General features: G+C 65.1%; 21 protein-coding genes. 4 read left to right on the top strand and 17 right to left on the bottom strand.

The genetic code is table 11. The features are described 5' to 3' along the window. The 3 genes from fusA to rpsL all read right to left on the bottom strand — a co-directional run. Positions 1-1,802, bottom strand: a 1,802-nt coding sequence (gene fusA, locus DI606_RS12650; RefSeq protein WP_293983523.1) for an elongation factor G, incomplete at its 3' end; no start/stop codon positions are given. Positions 1,803-1,974: 172 nt separating this feature from the next. After that, positions 1,975-2,445 (bottom strand): 30S ribosomal protein S7, encoded by a 471-nt coding sequence (rpsG, locus tag DI606_RS12655; RefSeq protein WP_021227559.1) that lies wholly within the window; start codon positions 2,443-2,445, stop codon positions 1,975-1,977. An 18-nt stretch (positions 2,446-2,463) separates the two neighbouring features. Beyond that, positions 2,464-2,835: a 30S ribosomal protein S12 gene (gene rpsL, locus DI606_RS12660; RefSeq protein ID WP_007686591.1), complete on the bottom strand. Its 372-nt coding sequence runs from the start codon at positions 2,833-2,835 to the stop codon at positions 2,464-2,466. A 322-nt stretch (positions 2,836-3,157) separates the two neighbouring features. On the opposite strand from rpsL, the gene DI606_RS12665 reads away from it, so the two are divergent. Further along, the gene (locus tag DI606_RS12665) at positions 3,158-5,449 is read left to right on the top strand and encodes a bifunctional diguanylate cyclase/phosphodiesterase (protein ID WP_293983531.1); all 2,292 of its coding nucleotides are present in this window, start codon (positions 3,158-3,160) and stop codon (positions 5,447-5,449) included. 147 nt (positions 5,450-5,596) lie between these two features. Then, complete coding sequence (locus DI606_RS12670) at positions 5,597-6,769, top strand: M23 family metallopeptidase (RefSeq protein WP_293983533.1); 1,173 nt, start codon at positions 5,597-5,599, stop codon at positions 6,767-6,769. A gap of 24 nt (positions 6,770-6,793) precedes the next feature. Here DI606_RS12670 and DI606_RS12675 read toward each other — a convergent pair whose 3' ends face one another. From DI606_RS12675 to DI606_RS12685, 3 genes are read right to left on the bottom strand one after another with little or no spacing between them, the layout of a single operon-like run. Further along, a complete protein-coding gene (locus DI606_RS12675) occupies positions 6,794-7,459 on the bottom strand; it encodes a murein L,D-transpeptidase catalytic domain family protein (RefSeq protein WP_293983536.1) in 666 nt (221 codons plus the stop codon). A 52-nt stretch (positions 7,460-7,511) separates the two neighbouring features. Then, positions 7,512-7,823 (bottom strand): hypothetical protein, encoded by a 312-nt coding sequence (locus DI606_RS12680; protein WP_293983538.1) that lies wholly within the window; start codon positions 7,821-7,823, stop codon positions 7,512-7,514. A 6-nt stretch (positions 7,824-7,829) separates the two neighbouring features. Further along, positions 7,830-9,263 (bottom strand): L,D-transpeptidase family protein, encoded by a 1,434-nt coding sequence (locus tag DI606_RS12685; RefSeq protein ID WP_293983603.1) that lies wholly within the window; start codon positions 9,261-9,263, stop codon positions 7,830-7,832. 72 nt (positions 9,264-9,335) lie between these two features. Between DI606_RS12685 and DI606_RS12690 the strand changes: the two genes are divergently transcribed. Continuing rightward, on the top strand, positions 9,336-10,253 hold the full coding sequence (locus DI606_RS12690; RefSeq protein WP_293983541.1) for a histone deacetylase: 918 nt from the start codon (positions 9,336-9,338) through the stop codon (positions 10,251-10,253). Here the strand turns inward: DI606_RS12690 and DI606_RS12695 are convergent. The 7 genes from DI606_RS12695 to hisB form a co-directional block, all read right to left on the bottom strand. Beyond that, positions 10,228-10,797 carry a hypothetical protein gene (locus DI606_RS12695; RefSeq protein ID WP_293983544.1) on the bottom strand — a complete coding sequence of 190 codons (570 nt, stop codon included), beginning with the start codon at positions 10,795-10,797 and terminating at the stop codon, positions 10,228-10,230. The two genes, DI606_RS12690 and DI606_RS12695, sit on opposite strands and share 26 nt — an antisense overlap. A 76-nt stretch (positions 10,798-10,873) precedes the next feature. Next, a complete protein-coding gene (locus DI606_RS12700; protein ID WP_293983547.1) occupies positions 10,874-11,194 on the bottom strand; it encodes a phosphoribosyl-ATP diphosphatase in 321 nt (106 codons plus the stop codon). A gap of 11 nt (positions 11,195-11,205) precedes the next feature. Beyond that, entirely contained in the window at positions 11,206-11,985 is a 780-nt protein-coding gene (gene hisF, locus DI606_RS12705; protein WP_293983550.1) for an imidazole glycerol phosphate synthase subunit HisF, read from the bottom strand. After that, positions 11,982-12,719, bottom strand: a complete 738-nt coding sequence (hisA, locus tag DI606_RS12710; RefSeq protein WP_293983551.1) for a 1-(5-phosphoribosyl)-5-[(5-phosphoribosylamino)methylideneamino]imidazole-4-carboxamide isomerase — start codon at positions 12,717-12,719, stop codon at positions 11,982-11,984. Before hisA ends, hisF begins: the two co-directional genes overlap by 4 nt. Further along, complete coding sequence (gene hisH / locus DI606_RS12715; protein WP_293983555.1) at positions 12,716-13,333, bottom strand: imidazole glycerol phosphate synthase subunit HisH; 618 nt, start codon at positions 13,331-13,333, stop codon at positions 12,716-12,718. Before hisH ends, hisA begins: the two co-directional genes overlap by 4 nt. Next, on the bottom strand, positions 13,330-13,620 hold the full coding sequence (locus tag DI606_RS12720) for a YciI family protein (protein WP_293983558.1): 291 nt from the start codon (positions 13,618-13,620) through the stop codon (positions 13,330-13,332). The genes hisH and DI606_RS12720 overlap by 4 nt, the downstream gene beginning before the upstream one ends. 11 nt (positions 13,621-13,631) lie before the next feature. After that, complete coding sequence (hisB, locus tag DI606_RS12725) at positions 13,632-14,219, bottom strand: imidazoleglycerol-phosphate dehydratase HisB (RefSeq protein WP_293983562.1); 588 nt, start codon at positions 14,217-14,219, stop codon at positions 13,632-13,634. Positions 14,220-14,303: 84 nt separating this feature from the next. Between hisB and DI606_RS12730 the strand changes: the two genes are divergently transcribed. Then, the gene (locus DI606_RS12730; protein ID WP_293983564.1) at positions 14,304-14,780 is read left to right on the top strand and encodes an SspB family protein; all 477 of its coding nucleotides are present in this window, start codon (positions 14,304-14,306) and stop codon (positions 14,778-14,780) included. Positions 14,781-14,799: 19 nt separating this feature from the next. Here the strand turns inward: DI606_RS12730 and DI606_RS12735 are convergent, their stop codons facing one another. Genes DI606_RS12735 through DI606_RS12750 form a run of 4 tightly spaced genes read right to left on the bottom strand, consistent with a single transcriptional unit; the run spans position 14,800 to position 18,679 of the window. Then, positions 14,800-15,330: an AAA family ATPase gene (locus DI606_RS12735; RefSeq protein ID WP_293983567.1), complete on the bottom strand. Its 531-nt coding sequence runs from the start codon at positions 15,328-15,330 to the stop codon at positions 14,800-14,802. 20 nt (positions 15,331-15,350) lie between these two features. Then, entirely contained in the window at positions 15,351-16,859 is a 1,509-nt protein-coding gene (locus DI606_RS12740) for a YifB family Mg chelatase-like AAA ATPase (RefSeq protein WP_293983570.1), read from the bottom strand. A 21-nt stretch (positions 16,860-16,880) separates the two neighbouring features. Continuing rightward, positions 16,881-17,564, bottom strand: a complete 684-nt coding sequence (locus DI606_RS12745; protein ID WP_293983572.1) for an RlmE family RNA methyltransferase — start codon at positions 17,562-17,564, stop codon at positions 16,881-16,883. Then, positions 17,561-18,679: a Ppx/GppA phosphatase family protein gene (locus DI606_RS12750; RefSeq protein ID WP_293983574.1), complete on the bottom strand. Its 1,119-nt coding sequence runs from the start codon at positions 18,677-18,679 to the stop codon at positions 17,561-17,563. Before DI606_RS12750 ends, DI606_RS12745 begins: the two co-directional genes overlap by 4 nt. Positions 18,680-18,757: the final 78 nt, after the last annotated feature.

Here is an 18,757-nt window from a genome sequence, read left to right on the forward strand (position 1 = left end):
TTCTGCGCCGCTTCGCGCATCGCGGCGCGACCGGTGATTTCGAACGCCAGCGCCGACGAGTCGACGTCATGATACGCACCGTCGTAGAGCAGGATTTCGAAGTCGATGATCGGGAAGCCGATCAGCGAACCCGTGGCTGCCGTCTCGCGCATGCCCTTCTCGATCGCGGGAATATATTCCTTGGGAATATTGCCGCCCTTGATCTCGTCCTTGAAGATGATGCCCGCGCCGCGCTCGCCCGGCGTCAGCTTCACCTTGATGCGGCCGAACTGGCCGGTGCCGCCCGACTGCTTCTTGTGGGTGTAGTCGACGTCGACCGGCTTCTTCAGATATTCGCGATAGGCCACCTGCGGCGCACCGACGTTCGCCTCGACCTTGAACTCGCGCTTCATGCGGTCGACGAGGATTTCGAGGTGGAGTTCGCCCATGCCCTTGATGATGGTCTGGCCCGATTCGTGATCGGTCGACACGCGGAAGGACGGATCTTCGGCAGCCAGGCGATTGAGCGCAACACCCATTTTTTCCTGGTCGGCCTTGGTCTTGGGTTCCACCGACAATTCGATGACCGGCTCGGGGAATTCCATCCGCTCCAGAATGATCGGCTGACGCTCGGCGCACAGCGTGTCACCCGTGGTGGTTTCCTTCATGCCCGCCAGCGCGACGATGTCGCCGGCATAGGCTGTGTCGATGTCCTCACGGCTGTTCGCATGCATCAGCAGCATACGACCGACCTTTTCCTTCTTGTCCTTGACCGAGTTCAGATAGGTGCCCTTGGTCAGGGTGCCCGAATAAACGCGCAGGAAGGTCAGCGAGCCCACGAACGGATCGTTCATGATCTTGAACGCGAGGCCAGAGAAAGGCGCATCGTCCGCCGTCGCGCGGCTGTCGGGCTCCTCGGTGTCAGGGTTGATGCCCTGCACGTCGGGAATGTCGAGCGGCGAAGGCAGATAGTCGACGACCGCGTCGAGCAGAGGCTGCACGCCCTTGTTCTTGAACGCGGAGCCGCACAGCACCGGAACGAACGCCTGATTGAGCGTGCCCTTGCGGATCAGCTTCTTGAGCGTCGCAGTGTCGGGCTCGTTGCCTTCGAGATAGGCTTCCATAGCCTCGTCATCCTGCTCAACGGCAAGCTCGACCAGCTTTTCGCGATATTCGGCGGCCTTGTCGGCGAGATCGGCGGGGATTTCCTCATAGGTGAACTCGGCACCCAGATTCTCGTCCTTCCAGATGATCGCACGGTTCTCGACCAGATCGACCAGACCCCTGAAATCGCTTTCCGCACCGATGGGCAGATAGAGGACGGCGGGAGTCGCGCCCAGACGGTCGATGATCGTCTGCACGCAATAATAGAAGTTCGCGCCGGTGCGGTCGAGCTTGTTGATGAAGCACATCCGCGGCACCTTGTACTTGTCCGCCTGGCGCCACACGGTTTCCGACTGCGGCTCCACACCCGCGACGCCGTCGAACGCAGCAACCGCGCCGTCGAGCACGCGCAACGAACGCTCGACCTCGATGGTGAAGTCGACGTGACCGGGCGTGTCGATGATGTTCAGCCGATGCTCGGGACCCTTGCCCTCTTCAGCCTTCCACACGCAGGTCGTCGCAGCCGACGTGATTGTGATACCACGCTCCTGCTCCTGCTCCATCCAGTCCATGGTGGCGGCGCCGTCATGGACTTCGCCGATCTTGTAGGACTTGCCGGTGTAGTAAAGGATACGCTCGGTCGTGGTGGTCTTGCCGGCGTCGATATGGGCCATGATGCCGAAATTGCGATAGCGTTCGAGCGGATGGCTGCGGGCCATGATGCTTCTCCGTTGCCGGCGCACCGGCGGTTGGGGATTCGTTTAGGATTTGCGCGTGGCCCTTAAACCAATCCGTCCGCCATGGGTAGCACCCCGGCGAACGGACCGATATTCAAAGCCTTTGCGGGAAGGCGAACATATAGGTGCCCGCCTTCCCTTTTTCTATCACAGGTTACCAGCGATAGTGCGAGAAGGCGCGGTTCGCTTCCGCCATGCGGTGCGTGTCTTCGCGCTTCTTGACCGCATTGCCGCGGTTGTTGGCGGCGTCCAGCAGTTCGCCCGACAGGCGTGCGGCCATCGTGGTTTCGCTGCGATTGCGGGCAGCGGTGATCAGCCAGCGAATGGCCAACGCCTGCGCGCGTTCGGGACGCACCTCAACCGGAACCTGGTAGGTCGCACCGCCGACACGGCGGCTGCGGACCTCGATGCCCGGCTTCACATTGTTCAGCGCATCGTGGAACATGCCGATCGGATCCTTCTTGGCGCGGGTCTCGACAGTTTCGAGGGCACCATAGACGATCGATTCGGCAACGGCCTTCTTGCCGTCCTGCATGATGCTGTTCATGAACTTCGACAGCACGATATCGCCGAACTTGGGATCCGGCAGGATGACGCGCTTTTCGGGGCGACGACGACGTGACATATTTCTGGTCTCCCCTTCTTACTTCGGACGCTTCGCGCCGTACTTCGAACGGCTCTGCTTGCGGTCCTTGACGCCCTGGGTATCCAGAACGCCGCGCAGCACGTGGTAACGCACACCGGGAAGGTCGCGTACGCGGCCGCCACGGATCAGCACGACCGAGTGCTCCTGAAGGTTGTGGCCTTCACCCGGGATATAGGTGATGACTTCGCGCTGGTTGACCAGGCGCACCTTCGCTACCTTGCGAAGTGCCGAGTTCGGCTTTTTCGGGGTCGTCGTGTAGACGCGAGTGCAAACGCCGCGCTTCTGCGGGTTAGCCTCCATGGCAGGGACCTTGGACTTGGTCTTCTGCAGTTCGCGGCCCTTGCGGACCAGCTGGTTGATCGTTGGCATGAAGCCCTTCACCTTCTCAGTTACTTTACCGGCATTCCCGCGTCCGTGCCGCCCGGCGGAGATTCCACCAAACAGCAAAGGCCCCGGTGGGCATGACGCCCCCTGGAGCCGCAAGAGCACCCGGCAATGTTCAGCTCTAATGTCGCTCAGCTGATAGTCGCGAGGAGACGAGTCTTCGCACGGCAGGCCGCTGGGCAGCCGCGCCTATAGCGATGCACGCCGAAAGGGTCAACCCGCCCCCGCCTTACGCACGGCGAGGCCGTGGTTAGGGAAATCGTAACCGCAAATTCCTAATTTGGCCGCCCAGCAACCCGGACCCGATGTGACAAATATTTCTCCCTTTACCGGCGAGTTCCGCAACCATGGGCAGGAGGCGACATTTCAGGCCGACCGGCTGGCCGACTCATGTCGCCATGCGCGCTGGATGTTCATTCTGTCCGTGTTGCTCAACGCGTTATGTTTGGTGAGCGACTGGCGCTTTGCGGGAACGCCGCATTTCTGGGTCGCGGTGCCCGCGCGCCTTGTCGTCATACTCTGGTCGCTCGGGTGCCTGTCTTTGATCGGCCAGGTGAAGACGTTCCCCGCGCTCGTACGGCTTTGCACCGTCTGGCAGATCGTGACCGCGCTCGGCATCGCCTTCCTTGTCAGTTCGCGCAGCGACATCGCGATCTTCGTGCTCGTCATGCTTCCGCTCGTCTTCTACCTCGTGGTGCCGACGAATTTCATGGGCAATGCCGGCGGCGGCCTTGCCTGCGCGCTTGTCCTGCTGACGGGCTATGCCGCACCCGCTCCCCACTCCCCCACGCTCCCAGGCATGGCGATTGCGATCCTCATCCTCCACTGCGGCATGTGCATGGCGGTGGTGCGCAACAACCGCCTGCAACGACAGACCTGGTCTTCCGGCCACAAGGCGCACGAGGCGCAGGCCGCCCTCGCGGACAGCTACGACACGCTCGAACGCATGTTCATGGCGGTGCCGGTGCCGCTTCTCGTGACGCGCGGCGACGGCAGCATCGTCCGCCAGAACCGGGCGGCGCAGGATGCGTATGGCGGCGGTGAAGCGGCCCCCCTCACCCATGCGGACAGCTGCTATGTCGACCCCGCCGAGCGCAGCGCGCTTGTCCACCATCTGCTGCGAGAAGAGGCGGTCGACAATTTCGAGTGCCGCCTGCGGCGCGGCGACGGCGCAATCCGCAATGCGATGCTGTCATCGCGCCCGGTCGTGGTCGACGGCGAAACCTGCTTCATGACGAGCGTCGTGGACATCACCGACCGAAAGGCCGCCGAGCGTCATCTCGAACGGTTGGCCATGACGGACGCGCTCACCGGCCTTGCCAACCGCGCCCACTATTTAAAGGCGCTGGACGAAGCGACGCAACGACCCAGCGGGGAGAACCGCCAAGCCGCTCACGCCGCCGTACTCCTTATCGACCTCGACGAGTTCAAACGCGTGAACGACACGGCAGGGCATGATGCAGGCGACGCGTTGCTTTGCGCCGTGGCGAGACGACTGCGCGAAGCCCTGCGGCCCGGCGACCTCATCGCGCGGATGGGGGGCGACGAGTTCGCGGTCTTGCTCAATCGCCTTCCGAACGTGCGGGTGCTCGACATGCTGCTCGCGCGCATTACCGACCATCTCCACGCCCCCTTCGCGTATCAGGGGCGACCCATCGACTGCCGTGCCAGCATCGGCGTGGCGATGTTTCCCGATCATGGCCGCGACAGCGCGTCGCTCGTCAAACATGCCGACATCGCGCTTTATCATGCCAAGGCCAGCGGGCGCGGGCGCGCCACCCTCTTCGGGCCGGAACTGCTGACCAACTGGCAGAGCGAGGTGGCGATGCTGGGACGGGCGCGCGACATTCTGTCGCACGATGGCGGCTGCGCTTGGTATCAGCCGAAGGTCGCGCTCGACAGCGGCATCATCGTCGGGTTCGAGGCACTGTTCCGCTGCCCTACAGAGGATGGGGGCCTTATCATGCCGGGCGACATCGCCGCCGCCTTCGAACATCCCGAACTGGGGCCGGCGATCACCGACCGGATGATCCGCAACATCGTGCGGGATTGCGCCCACTGGCGCGCGAGCGGGCTGGATTTCGGACATGTCGCGATCAATCTGTCGGGTGCGGACCTGGATGACGAGGCCTTTCACGATCGCCTGCTCGATAATTTGGGCGATGCGGGCCTGCCCCCATCGGCCATCGAACTTGAGGTAACCGAATCGGTCTTTCTGGGCCGCAATGCCGACCGTGTGGCGCGCACGCTGCGCCGCCTGAGCGGACAGGGGATCGCCATCGCCCTGGACGATTTCGGCACCGGCTATGCCTCGCTCTCCCATCTCAAACAGTTTCCGATCGACGTCATTAAAATCGACCGGCAGTTCGTCCACGATCTCGAAACCGATCCGGACGACGCCGCCATCGTGCGGGCGGTGCTGAACCTTGCCTACAGCCTCGGCATCCGGACGGTTGCCGAAGGCGTCGAAACACAGCAGCAAGTGGATTATCTGCGCGCGGGCGGTTGCCATTTGGGCCAGGGTTTCCATTTCAGCCCGGCCATTTCACCCGCCGCCGCCGAAACCATGCTGCGCGCCGCCCAAACGATCCGCCGTTAACGCCCACACTGCCGCACAAGCGGCAAACCATCGGCGTCACCGATCGTTCCAGCGCATAGCCTGCCCGGTTCGTCATGAGCGGATTCGCCTTCCTTTCTGCCTTTCGTTAGCGGCCCGACTCGTTCTTTCACGAGCCATGGACCTGCATTGCCTCAAAACCAAAAGTTCGGGATCGCGCCGTTGCGCCAACGCCTTCGCACCCTCTTCCCCGACCGCCACATCACCATCGGTTCGACCGACCGGACGCGTACGTTCCGCCTGTCGCCGCGCACGCAGATGCTTGGGCTGGCCGTCGCCGCAGCGGCACTCGCAGGCGGCAGCGCCGCGGCCTTGTCGGCGGGCGCGGACATGGCGCGGCAGCGGTCCACTATCGAGCGGCGTGGCCGCTCCGTATCGGCTGCCGCGAACCGGCTCGCCCAGGACCGCCGGTCGGTGGAAAGCCTTGCACGGCGACTGGAGGAGCGACAGAATTTCATGGACGACCTCTATCGCACTCATTTCGGCGGGCAGGCGGACGGCGACGCCGATCTGATCGGCGACGACAGGAACGTGGGCAAAGGCGTCAAGGGCAAAGCAGAGAATATCGGCCTGACTTCCGACGCCGCTCCCCTGCTGCGGCTAGAGCAACGTCAACAGCGCTTCGCCCTTGCCCTGACCCGCGCCGTCGAACGCCGCGCGGACAAGGCCGCCGCCGCCATCCGCAGCTTCGGCCTCAATCCCGACCGTCTCGCTCGCGCCGCCGCGCGGGCGCAAGGCGGTCCCTTCGTGCCCTGGACGGGCGACAAGGGGGCAATGACGGGTGAACTGGAACAACTGGCCGACGCGATGACCCGGATGGAATTTCTGGAACGCAGCCTGCTGGCGATCCCCTCGGGCAAACCCACCGCAACACCGATGCTGAGCAGTTCATACGGTTACCGCCGCGATCCGTTCAACGGCCACGCCGCCTTTCACGCCGGACTGGACTTTCCCGGCCGCTATGGCCAGTCCATCAATGCGGCGGCGGGCGGCACGATCAGCTTTGTCGGCCAGCGGCACGGCTATGGCAAGGTCGTGGAAATCACGCACGGCAATGGCTTATTGACCCGCTACGCCCATCTTTCCGGTTTTACGGCAAAGGTCGGTCAAAATGTCGCGCGCGGCGACACGATCGGGCGCATGGGATCGACCGGGCGCTCGACCGGCACGCATCTCCACTTCGAGGTGCGTCTGAACGACCGGCCTATCAATCCACGCCGTTTTCTCGACGCGCGCGGCGATGTGGCCCAGGCACAGCGGCTGGCGAAGGCGCGCGTGGCGGAAGTGGGGCGGCAGGGCTGACCGCCCCGCTCGCCGGACGCAGGATCAGCCGTTGCCGACCTTGTCGGCGTAGAGCATCCGCCCCGGCCCCATCATTCCCAGCACCTGCGGCACCAGATGCGGCGCTACCGCAAAGCAGCCCTCCGAACGACCGCACTTGCCCCACGCGGCGACATGGTCCTCACTCACATAGTCGGCCCCATGCACGACGATGGCCCGCGCCTCGGCATTGTCGTTCTGCGGGTCGAGGCCGAGCAGGCGCATCGAGCGGCCATGCTGTCCGAAATACATGTCGCCGGTCTTGAATGCGCCTTGGCTGCTTGCCAGCGAATTGGGTTCATTGGAAAAACTGTGCAGCCAGCCGGAATGCCCCGGATCGGACCCGCGCCCATGCGACACCAGATAGCTGCTGCTTTGCCCGCCGATCAGGTCGACGATGTGCATCCGCGTATCGCGCGACGGTGCGTCGAAATCCACGATCGCGATGCGGTCACGAAGCGTGAAGTGATGGGAGTGATTGTCGAGCGCCGCCTTCGCCCGCTCCAACAGCGGTGCGTAGGGCATGGCGGCCACCGCCTTGGGGGTGGCCGGAACCGGAGCGGGCATGGCCGGTTTGGGGAAAGAGGGCAGAGCGGCCCGCCCCATGCTGTCCGACAAAAACGAAAAGGCGAGCCCGCTCAGGGCGAACTTCGTAAAATTGCGGCGATCCATGACCGCCGTATAGCAAATGCAGAGCCCGGATTGAAGTCCGGGACGCTGCCTCCTACTCGTCGGTCTTGCTCGATTCGTCGGCAGGCTGGCTCTGCTCGCCGCCTTCGGGGAGGCGAGCGGTCATTCCGGTCGCTTCGGCATCGTCCTGGATCTGCTGCTTTTCCGACACCGATGGCGGCGGCGCTACCGGAGTCGCCACCGCATTGTTCTGCGGTTCGGGAAGCGGCGCTTCGGGTTCGTCGACGATGACATTCTCGACCGGCGGTTCGACCATGTTGTTGGATGCAGGCGCCTGCTCTTCCTTCTTGCCGCAGGCGGCAAGGATCAGCGTACCGGCAAGGGCGATAAGGGCGATTTTGCGCATGGAACGTCAGTCCTTCGATGCAAGGGAGGGGGATGGGGCAGCGGTCGGATCGACCCGGCGGCTCGACGCCTCGATCTTCGACGCGAGCAGCTTGTCCCAGCCATAGGGATCGGCGCGGAAACTGACCACCCCGTCATTGTTTGCGAACGCGGTCCAGTAGAGGAGATAAACCGCCACTTCCTTGGGCAGCGACACGCGCTGCGTCTTCCCTTCGTCGATCAGCGTCTGGATTTGCCCATCCAGCGTGGGGTCGCCCGCCACCATCTGTTCGGCCAGCGCCACGGGCTTTTCGAGCCGGATGCAGCCATGGCTGGCCAGCCGGTCATAGCTGGAAAATTTTCCGCGAGAGGGCGTGTCGTGCAGGTAGACGGCAAAAGGATTGTCAAAATCGAATTTCAGCCGCCCTAGCGCACTGGTGGGGCCGGCAGGCTGTATGATCCGCTCGCCTCCCTCGGGCGTCTTGACGATCTTGTATCCCTGTTTCAGGAGCGTCGCACGCCCCTTCGGAAACAGCTCGCGCTTGGCGATCGACATCGGCACGTTCCACGGCGGATTGACGACGATCGAATGGATGCTGGACGACAACATCGGCGTCGCATTGTCCGGGCTGCCGGTGACCGCACGCATCGAACTGACCGGCTGGTCGCCTTCGAACACGGTGAGTACGGCGGCCGCGATGTTCACCTGAACGCGATTGACCGGCAGGCTGCGCGGCATCCAGCGCCACCGCTCCATATTCGCCATGATCGCGGCGATCCGGTCGTCTACGCTGACATTGAGCGCGGTCAGCGTGCGGGTGTCGAGATTGCCGGTAGGATTGAGGCCGTAACGCCGCTGTGCCCGTTGGATCACGGCAGTCAGCGGTTCGCCGGGCGTCACGGCCGGATCTTCCAGCGCGATACGCTTGCGCACGGCATCGGGCGCGGACGCGGCTGTCAACGTCTGCCACCCGCCCTTGTCGCGAATGCCTTCATATTTGGCGAGCCCCTTGCGCAGCGTCTCGTACCCCGCCCAAGGCGGCGTCAGGCCCGCGGCCCATTGCGCCAGCCGGTTTTCGCTGACCGCTTTGGCCAGGCCGGGCCGTGGGTCGAAGGGCGCGGGCCGCAACGCCCATATGTTCAGGAAATCGGCGGTATCGACGCGCCCCGTGCCCAGTGCCTTTGCACGGTCCAGCACGGCATTTACGAGCGCTTCGCCGGAAAGCGAATCGCCACTTTTCTGGCGCGCCATCAATCCTTGCGCCGCGCCGCTCTTCAACCATTCGTTCGCCCATGCTTCCTGAGCGGACGACAAAGGCGGAATCGGCACGGGTGGCGGGGGCAAGGGAACGGGCTGAACGGTAGGCGGCGCCAAAGTCGGCGCGACGACCGGCGGAGGAGTCTGTGCGGCGAGAGGAAGGGAAGACAGGCCAGCCAGCGTCAGCATCGGGACACGGATCATCATTGAACGGTTCATGCTGGACCAGATAGCGCAAAGCGGCCACCGTTCAAATCGCGATAGCCCGAAAAGATCATGCTGCACGTTGTTCATCACCCCGCCTATGTCTCGCCTGCAACACCCGGCAGCGGCTTTCGTTTCGACAAATACGGTCTGGTGATGGACGCGCTGGCGGAAAGCGGGATTTCCTTCGCGCGCCATTTGCCCGACCCCATGCCGCGCCGTTGGATCGAAGCCGTCCACGATGCCACCTATGTTGAGGAAGTGCTGAGCCTTACCGTCCCACCTGCCAAGGAACGCCGAATCGGCTTTCCGGTAACGGAGCGGGTGATGCGGCGGTCGCTGTTGTCACCGGGCGGCACCTGGGCGGCGGCAAAGCTGGCGCAGCGTCATGGCTACGCAGCCAATGCGGCGGGCGGCAGCCACCATGCTCTGGCCGATACAGGCGCGGGCTATTGCATATTCAACGACCTCGCCATCGCCGCGCATCGCCTGATCGCGGAAGGGGACGCCGCGCGCATCCTGATCCTCGACCTCGACGTGCACCAGGGCGACGGGACCGCGTCGCTGCTGGCCGGGCGGGAGGATATCTTTACCCTGTCGATCCACGCGGACAAGAATTTCCCGGCGCGCAAGGCGCGCTCGACCCTCGATATCGGCCTGCCCGACGCAACGGGAGACGATCTTTACCTCGCAACGCTACGGGACGTCGTGCCGTCGGTGCTGACGGATTTCGCGCCCGACCTCATCCTATATCAGGCCGGGGTCGATCCCCATGCCGACGACCGACTGGGGCGACTGGCGCTCACCGATGCAGGGCTCGAAGCGCGCGACCGTTTCGTCATGCGCGCAGCGCTTGCCCGCGCCATTCCTGTCGCCAGCACCATGGGAGGCGGCTACGGCGCGGACCGGATGGAGATCGCGCGCCGCCATGCCGCCTGCATGATCCGCATGGCGGACGAGGCTGTCAGTGCCGTGTATCGGCGGTCGTGACCGACGTCTTGCTATCCATCAGCTTTGCCGCGATCACGCCTGCCAGCGCCAGGCCTACGAAGTCGCTGAAGGAAAGGTAGAGGATATAGCCCCATGGCGCGTGGTTGAAGACTGCTTGTCCTACATCCACCCACAGCACCGCTGCGAGCGTGAAGAAGACCGACGCGCGCACCCGGCTGACAAAATCGGTCAGCGCCAGCTTCAACGCCAGCCCGATCAACAGTCCGACGATCAGCGACAGGATCAGGCCGCCGATCAACGAGGCCCCGTCGGTCACCGGAAAACCGCTGCTGTTGTAAAATATCTGCGCGACCGGCCCGCGTCCATAAAGGACCGTGCCCTGCGCCGTCGACGGATCGGGGATGACATAGACGCCTGTCCCGGTCGCATTGAGCGCCTGCGCAAGCGCTGCCTGGAGATTGGCGCTCGCCTGGTCGCCTGCGCGGCTCATCGCGATGGCCGACAGCGGCGTTCCCCAAAAAATGAAGCCGGTAACGAACAAGGCCAGTCCGCCAAGCAGACCGCCGATCACGGAACGAAGCATAATCGCCCTCCCCCTGTTTCCTTGTAAAGGTTCGCGCATCAACGCGGCGTGCGCAACTTCTTTCCCTTGATCGGGATCAATCCTTCGGACGCGCCGCTTTTTCCGCGATGCCTGACACGCCCTCACGACGCTCCAGTTCGTCCAGCACTGCGTCCAGCGGCACGTCCATGTCGGCCAGCAGCATCAGCATATGGAACAGAAGATCCGCGCTCTCGCCCACTATTTCGGCGCGGTCGCCGGCCATCGCCGCGATGACGGTCTCGACCGCTTCCTCGCCTACCTTCTGCGCGATCTTCGCGCGCCCCCGGTGCGCAAGCTTTGCGACATAGGAGGAAGCAGGGTCGGCGTTCCGCCGCTGACGGATCGTCGCTTCAAGCTGGTGCAGCGTCGTGCGCATGGCGGCGGCCTTCACTCGTTCGATGGGACGGGCGTGCGGACCGCAACGCCGGCGGCGGCCAGCGCGGCATGCGCTTGCCCTATGCTATGTTGCCCGAAATGAAAGATCGATGCGGCAAGCACGGCGCTCGCATGTCCTTCGATCACGCCTTCGACCAGATGATCGAGCGTGCCGACGCCGCCGCTGGCGATGACGGGCACCGATACCGCATCGGCGATGGCGCGGGTGAGCGCGAGGTCATAGCCCCGCTTCGTGCCGTCGCCGTCCATCGACGTGACGAGCAGTTCGCCCGCGCCCAGTTCCGCCAGTCGCATTGCGTGGTCCAATGCGTCGATTCCGGTCGGCTTGCGCCCGCCATGGGTAAAGATTTCCCAGCGTCCCTCGCCCACTAAGCGCGCATCCACCGATCCGACGATGCACTGGCTGCCGAAGCGGTCGGCGATGTCGGCCACCAGTTCGGGCCGGGTGACGGCGGCACTGTTGACCGCCACCTTGTCCGCCCCTGCGAGCAGCAACGCGCGCGCGTCATCGGCGCTGCGCACGCCCCCGCCTACCGTTACCGGCATGAAGCACACCTCCGCCGTGCGCCGCACCACATCGAGGATCGTGCCCCGCGCCTCATGCGTCGCGGTGATGTCGAGAAAGCATAATTCGTCCGCGCCCGCTGCGTCATAGAGTCGCGCCTGCTCGACCGGATCGCCCGCATCCTTGAGGTCGACGAAATTGACGCCCTTCACCACGCGCCCACCTGCGACGTCGAGGCAGGGGATGACGCGGGTGCGAACGCTCACGCCGCTGCCTGCGCCACCGCCAGTGCGGTCTTCAAGTCGAGCCGTCCGTCATACAGAGCGCGCCCGGTAATGACGCCCTCGATCCCCTCGTCGGCATGGAGGCTGAGAATGCGGATATCGGCGATCCCCGCCACGCCGCCGCTCGCGATCACGGGGATGTCCGTCGCACGGGCCAGATCCACCGTCGCTTCGACATTGCATCCCTTGAGCAGGCCGTCGCGACCCACATCGGTGAACAGCAGGCTGGCGACGCCCGCATCCTCGAATCGGCGGGCAAGATCGATGACCGGCATGTCGCTCTTTTCAGCCCAGCCGTCGGTCGCGACGAAGCCGTCGCGCGCGTCGACAGCAACGACGATGCCGCCCGGAAAGTCACGCGCCGCCGCTTTGACGAAGGCGGGGTCCTTGAGCGCCGCCGTGCCGATGACGATACGCGACACGCCAAGATCGAACCAGCGTTCGACCGCCTCCCGGTTGCGGATGCCGCCGCCCAACTGGACATGGCCGGGAAACGCTTCGACAATTCTCTCAACCGCCGCGGCATTGACCGCGTGTCCCGCAAAGCTCCCGTCGAGGTCGACGACATGCAGATGCTGCGCGCCTGCGTTCGCGAACAGCACCGCCTGCGCGGCGGGATCGTCGCCATAGACAGTCGCGCGGTCCATGTCGCCCTCGGCCAGACGGACCACCTGTCCGCCCTTGAGATCGATGGCGGGAAAGACGATGAGGCTCACGGACGCCACTCCAAAAAACGGGTGAGGAAGGAAAGGCCGAAACGCTGGCTCTTTTCCGGGTGGAACTGGCAGCCGATGATCGTATCGCGCGCCACCGCCGCAACCAGCGGGCCGCCATGGTCGGTCAGGGCGGCGACGTGGCACGGATCGGTCGCGTCGAAATGATAGCTGTGCAGGAAATAAGCCTCGCCGCTTTCCAGCAGCGCAGGCGCGGCATCGGTCAGCCGCACGTCATTCCAGCCCATGTGCGGCACCTTTATCGCCGTATCTGCCGGTTCGATCCGCCGCACGACGCCGGGAACCCAGCCCAGCCCGTCATGCCGCCCGAACTCCTCGCCCGCGTCCGCGAGCAGTTGCATCCCGACGCACACGCCGAGGAAAGGGACACCGCGCGCGCCTACCGCTTCGCCCATCGCATCGACCATGCCGGGGATCGCCACCAGCGCGTCGCGACAGGCGCGGAACGCCCCGACGCCGGGCAGGACGATCCGGTCCGCCCGGCGCACCTGATCGGCGTCGGCGGTAATGATCACATCCGCCGCCCCCGCCTTTCGCAAAGCGTTGTGCACGGAATGAAGGTTGCCCGCGCCATAGTCGATCAGGGCGACGGTCATGCCAGCAGGCTTTCCAGCGTAATGCCGGGCGCAGCCTTCACGGCGACGAATTCCGTCAGTTCGAACGTCGCAACGCCCCGCACGACAAAGGGATCGCTCGCCGCTTTTTCCCGCAATTGCTCCGCCGTGCCCTGCGCCAGGAGAACGCCGCCGGTGCGCGGTTCCAGCGGCCCGGCGAGCAGCAGCCATCCATCGGCAATACCGCGATCCAGCCAGTCGCGATGGTCCGCCCGGTGGAGGTCCACGATGTCGAGGGGGGCGGTGTAGGTGATGGAAATCAGAAACATCGCCGCACCTCTTACAACATGCCCTTGGTCGACGGGATCGCGTCCGCCTTGCGCGGGTCGATCTCCACCGCCTGCCTCAGCGCGCGGGCGAGGCCCTTGAACGCGCTTTCGACGATGTGATGATTGTTGCTGCCGTAGAGATTTTCGATGTGCAGCGTGATGCCCGCCGCCTGCGCGAAGCTGTGGAAGAAATGCTCCACCATCTCCGCGTCCCATTCGCCGATCTTCTGCACCGTGAAGGGCAGCTTGCACACCAGCCAAGGCCGCCCGGAAATGTCGAGCGCCACGCGGGTCAGCGTCTCGTCCATCGGCGAATAGACCTGGCCGTAACGGGAAATGCCGCGCTTGTCGCCCAGCGCTTTCGCCACCGCCTCGCCGATGGCGATCGCCGTATCCTCGGTCGTGTGATGCTGGTCGACATGCAGGTCGCCCACCGTCTTCACGTCCATGTCGATCAGCGAATGGCGCGAAAGCTGCTCGATCATATGATCGAGGAAGCCGATGCCGGTCGACACCGTATAAAGGCCCGTGCCGTCCAGGTTGACGGTCACGTCGATGCGGGTTTCCGCCGTGTTGCGGTGAATGTCGGCCTTGCGCATGGCCGCCCTATAGCGCTTCGCCGTCATCATGCAATGACGCGCACGGGGTTGACCCCCGGTTTCCCGCCGCTAGGACATTGGGCCATGAGCGATGACCTCCCCGACAGCCTGATTCCCTATGACGAAATCGTGCAGGAAGCGCTGCGCGCGGTCGTAGGCCGGGTGCTGGGCGAAGTGCAGGCGACCGGCGGGCTGCCGGGCGCGCATCATTTCTACATCACTTTCAAGACGCAGGCACCCGGCGTCGACATCCCCAAGCATCTGGTCGAACGCTTCCCGGATGAAATGACCATTGTGCTCCAGAACAAATTCTGGGACCTCAAGGTCAGCGACCGGCATTTCGAAGTGAGCCTGACCTTCAACCAGATCGCGGCCCATCTCTACATTCCGTTCGCAGCGATCACCGCGTTCGTCGACCCGGCGGTCAACTTCGCGCTCCAGTTCCAAGTCAACGCAGACGAAGCGCCCGAACCGCACGAAGAGGCGGAAAACGATGCGCCGCAGGTGGTCAGCGACGATGGCTCCAACGTCGTCACCGTGGATTTCGGCAAGAAGAAGTGAAGCCTGAAGCTTCCAAGGATCACGCGATCCCCAATTGATCGAGCAGCCATTGCGCACGACCGCCGACCGCGATCTGCGGCAACGGGCGGATATCGTAGCCGAGCTTCCCATAGGCGGTCATCAGCCGGTCATATTCTCCGACCGCCTCGTTCAGACCATGCCGCCGGTCATCGTCCGTTTCATATAATGCCGGCCATGGCGGCACCATGAACATGGTCGAGTGGTAGCGCTCGTCCGCATGGGCATGGAGCGCTGGCTCTCCGGTCGCATATTCCAGCGCGGCTGCCGCATCGACCAGCCCTCGGTCGAAAAAGACGGGCCCGGATTGCGTCAACGCCCATTCCCGATCGTCACGGGCCATCGCGATCGCACGGCGAGCGAAAGCGGCAAGGTCGACCCACGGCAGCGCCGCGCCCGTTCCGGCCCGCTCCTCATCCACGATGCGGCGGCCCGGTTCTTCGACCGTGACGAATCCCCTTCGGGCGAGTTCGGCCAGCAGCGTCGACTTGCCCCCGCCGGAGCAACCGGAAATGACGACCAGGCGAGTCACGCCGCCGCCCTGCGCATCCTTCAGTTTACCGGGGCGCGGCGGCGATAGCTGAGCGCTTCGGCGACATGCACCCTGCCCACCTGCTCCGCCCCCGCCAGATCGGCGATGGTGCGCGCGACCCGCAGCACGCGGGTATAGCCCCGTGCCGACAATTTCATCGCCGCCGCAGCCTGCGCCAGCAATTGCCGTCCGGCCTCGTCCGGCCCGGCCCATCGCTCCAACGCGTCGCCGTCCACTTCCGCATTGGTTCGCGTAGCCGTTCCGGCATAGCGCGCCGTCTGGACGCGGCGCGCATCCGCCACGCGCGCGGCGACTTCGACCGATCCCTCCGTCGGCGGAGGCAGGACGAGGTCGGCGGCGGTCACCGCCTGCACCTCGACATGCAGGTCGATGCGGTCGAGCAGCGGCCCGGACACTTTTGCCTGATAATCGGCGGCGCAGCGAGGCGCGCGCGAACAGGCGAGCGCCGGATCGCCCAGATGGCCGCAACGACACGGGTTCATCGCTGCAACCAACTGCACCCGCGCCGGGAAAGTCACATGCGCATTCGCCCGCGCCACCGTCACCTCCCCCGTCTCCAGCGGCTGGCGCAGCGAATCGAGCACAGTGCGCTGGAATTCAGGCAGTTCGTCCAGGAACAGCACGCCCAGATGCGCCATGCTGACCTCACCGGGTCGCGCCTTCAACCCTCCGCCCACCAGCGCTGCCATCGACGCGCTGTGATGCGGCGCACGGAACGGGCGCGCGCGGCTGATCCGCCCACCCTCCAGCGTGCCCGCGACACTCGCCACCATCGAACTTTCCAGGGCTTCGGACGGCGTCATGTCCGGCAGGATGCCCGGCATACAACTCGCCATCAGCGATTTACCCGCACCCGGCGGACCCACCATCAGCAGATTATGCCCGCCCGCCGCCGCGATCTCCAGCGCTCGCTTGGCGACTTCCTGCCCCTTCACCTGTTTGAGGTCGACGGTGCGCACCGGCGCATCCACCGTACCCGGCTGGGGCGGAGAAAGGGCAGCGGTCCCCTTGAAATGGTTGAGCAGCGTCAGGAGATCGGGCGCTGCGACCACTTCCACCTGTCCCGCCCAGGCGGCTTCCGCCCCCTGCGCCACCGGGCAGACCAGCCCCATGTCCCGCCCGCTCGCATGGAGCGCAGCCAGCAGCACGCCCGGCGACGGCGCGGTCCGTCCGTCGAGGCCGAGTTCGCCCACCACGACATAACCGGCCAGCGTCTCGGCATCGATCACCCCCATCGCCCCCAGCAGCGCCAGCGCGATCGGCAGGTCGAAATGCGACCCTTCCTTGGGCAGATCCGCAGGCGACAGGTTCACCGTGATCCGCTTGGGCGGCAGGGACAGGCCGATGGCGGCGATGGCGTTGCGCACCCGCTCACGGCTTTCGGCGACCGCCTTGTCCGGCAGGCCGACGAGAATGAAGTTGGGGAGGCCCGCGACCAGCTGGCACTGCACCTCGACCCCGCGCGCTTCCAGCCCGAGATAGGCGACCGTCGAAACCGTAGCGACCAAAATCCCCCCGCTCGTTGTCCGTCAGCCCGGATCGGCGGGCGTGTCCGCGCGTCCCTTGAAGCCTTGCGCCACGACATACCATTCGACGCTGCCCTTGCGGCTGGCGGGGGGCTTGGCGTGCTTGATGGTCGTGAAATGCTTCTTGAGGATGGCAAGCAGTTCAGCGTCGGTGCCGCCTGCGAACACCTTGGCGACGAAAGTGCCGCCCTTGCGCAGATTTTCGACCGCGAACATCGCCGCCGCCTCGACCAAGCCCATCGTGCGCAAATGATCGGTCTGCGCGTGGCCGACCGTATTGGCCGCCATGTCCGAAATGACAAGGTCCGGCTCCTGCCCCAGCGCGTCGCGAAGCAGGTCGGGCGCCTTGTCGTCCATGAAGTCCATTTCGAACAGCGTCACACCCGGTATGGGATCGGTGGGTAGCAGGTCGATGCCCACCACCGCCGCCTTGGGCGCCATTTTGCGCACGACCTGTGCCCATCCGCCGGGCGCAACGCCCAGATCGACGACGGCTCTCGACCCCTTCACGAAATGGAATTTCTCGTCGAGTTCGATCAGCTTGAAGGCGGCGCGGCTGCGCCACCCTTCCGCCTTCGCCTTGCGCACATAGGGGTCGTTGAGATGCCGTTCGAGCCAGCGCACCGATTGCGCAGTGCGGCCCTTGGCGGTCTTGACCCGGACCTTGCCTGCGCCCGATCCCCTCACATCGGCCTCCCGTCGCGATCCATGAGGCCACGCAAAATGCCTTCGCGGATGCCCCGGTCCGCCACGCCCAGCCGCTCGGCAGGCCAGATGTCGAGGATGGATTCGAGGATCGCGCAGCCCGCCACGACCAGATCGGCACGCTCGGTGCCGATGCAGGGAAGCTTCTGCCGTTCGGCCAGGGCCAGGCCCGACAGCCGGGTCGAAATGGCGCGCATCGATTCGCACGGCACGATCAGTCCGTCGATGGCCTGCCGGTCGTAGCGCGGCAGCCCCAGATGCAGGCTGGCGAGCGTCGTCACCGTCCCCGACGTTCCGAGCAGGCGGATGTCCGCCGCTCCGCGCGGCAGGCGGCGGGCGAGCGGAAGAAATGCTTCGGCCACCCGCGCGCGCATCCGGCCATAGGCGGCCATGCGCTCGGCGGGATCGTCATGGTCGAACGCCTCGCTTTCGGTCAGCGACACGACCCCCCAGGGCGCGCTCACCCAATCGACGATACGCGGCGCGCCGTCGCCATGCGCGTCCACCAGCACCAGTTCGGTCGATCCCCCGCCGATGTCGAAAATCAGCGCAGGCCCCTCACCCGGCTCCAGCAGCGCATGGCATCCCATCACCGCCAACCGGGCCTCTTCCTGCGCGCTGATGATGTCGAGCGCGATGCCGGTTTCGCGGTAGACCCGCTGGATGAACTCCGCACCGTTGGCCGCGCGGCGGCACGCTTCGGTCGCAACCGATCGGGCCAGCGTCACATGCCGCCGTCTCAGCTTGTCCGCGCACACCGAAAGCGCGGCGATGGCACGATCGATCGCAGCATCGCTGATGCGTCCGGTGGCGGCCAGCCCCTCACCCAGCCGCACGATGCGCGAAAAGGCGTCGACGACGATGAACCCGTCCGCCGACGGCCTGGCGATCAACAGGCGGCAATTGTTGGTGCCAAGGTCGATGGCGGCGTAGGACCGGCGCTCACGCGATCCCTGGGCTCCATGGCCCCGCTGCTTGGACGGGGGAGGAACGGCCGCAGCCTTGCTCCCTATGTCCGCACCGGTACGGGCGCGCTTGCCCGTACCCAGTCCGGACGGACCGGAACTCTGCGGCGATGGGCGGCTGTGCTGCACCATGGCCGAAACCTTTGTCTTTCTTTCGCCAACCTCCCGCGAGGCCGGAACTTGCCTTCTGTCTTAAGCAGATATGCAGGG

Origin of the sequence: Sphingobium sp. (genome assembly GCF_003248505.1) — a bacterium.
Taxonomy (GTDB): Bacteria; Pseudomonadota; Alphaproteobacteria; order Sphingomonadales; family Sphingomonadaceae; genus Sphingobium.

Bases quoted from the DNA above. Each gene is read 5' to 3' on its own strand.
- hisH (WP_293983555.1), bottom strand. From the start codon at position 13,333: ATGACCGTCGCCCTGATCGACTATGGCGCGGGCAACCTTCATTCCGTG.
- DI606_RS12730 (WP_293983564.1), top strand. From the start codon at position 14,304: ATGAGCGATGACCTCCCCGACAGCCTGATTCCCTATGACGAAATCGTG.
- hisB (WP_293983562.1), bottom strand. From the start codon at position 14,219: ATGCGCAAGGCCGACATTCACCGCAACACGGCGGAAACCCGCATCGAC.
- DI606_RS12690 (WP_293983541.1), top strand. From the start codon at position 9,336: ATGCTGCACGTTGTTCATCACCCCGCCTATGTCTCGCCTGCAACACCC.
- DI606_RS12680 (WP_293983538.1), bottom strand. From the start codon at position 7,823: ATGCGCAAAATCGCCCTTATCGCCCTTGCCGGTACGCTGATCCTTGCC.
- rpsG (WP_021227559.1), bottom strand. From the start codon at position 2,445: ATGTCACGTCGTCGTCGCCCCGAAAAGCGCGTCATCCTGCCGGATCCC.
- DI606_RS12695 (WP_293983544.1), bottom strand. From the start codon at position 10,797: ATGCTTCGTTCCGTGATCGGCGGTCTGCTTGGCGGACTGGCCTTGTTC.
- rpsL (WP_007686591.1), bottom strand. From the start codon at position 2,835: ATGCCAACGATCAACCAGCTGGTCCGCAAGGGCCGCGAACTGCAGAAG.
- DI606_RS12700 (WP_293983547.1), bottom strand. From the start codon at position 11,194: ATGCGCACGACGCTGCACCAGCTTGAAGCGACGATCCGTCAGCGGCGG.
- DI606_RS12720 (WP_293983558.1), bottom strand. From the start codon at position 13,620: ATGTTTCTGATTTCCATCACCTACACCGCCCCCCTCGACATCGTGGAC.
- DI606_RS12685 (WP_293983603.1), bottom strand. From the start codon at position 9,263: ATGATCCGTGTCCCGATGCTGACGCTGGCTGGCCTGTCTTCCCTTCCT.
- DI606_RS12750 (WP_293983574.1), bottom strand. From the start codon at position 18,679: ATGGTGCAGCACAGCCGCCCATCGCCGCAGAGTTCCGGTCCGTCCGGA.
- DI606_RS12675 (WP_293983536.1), bottom strand. From the start codon at position 7,459: ATGGATCGCCGCAATTTTACGAAGTTCGCCCTGAGCGGGCTCGCCTTT.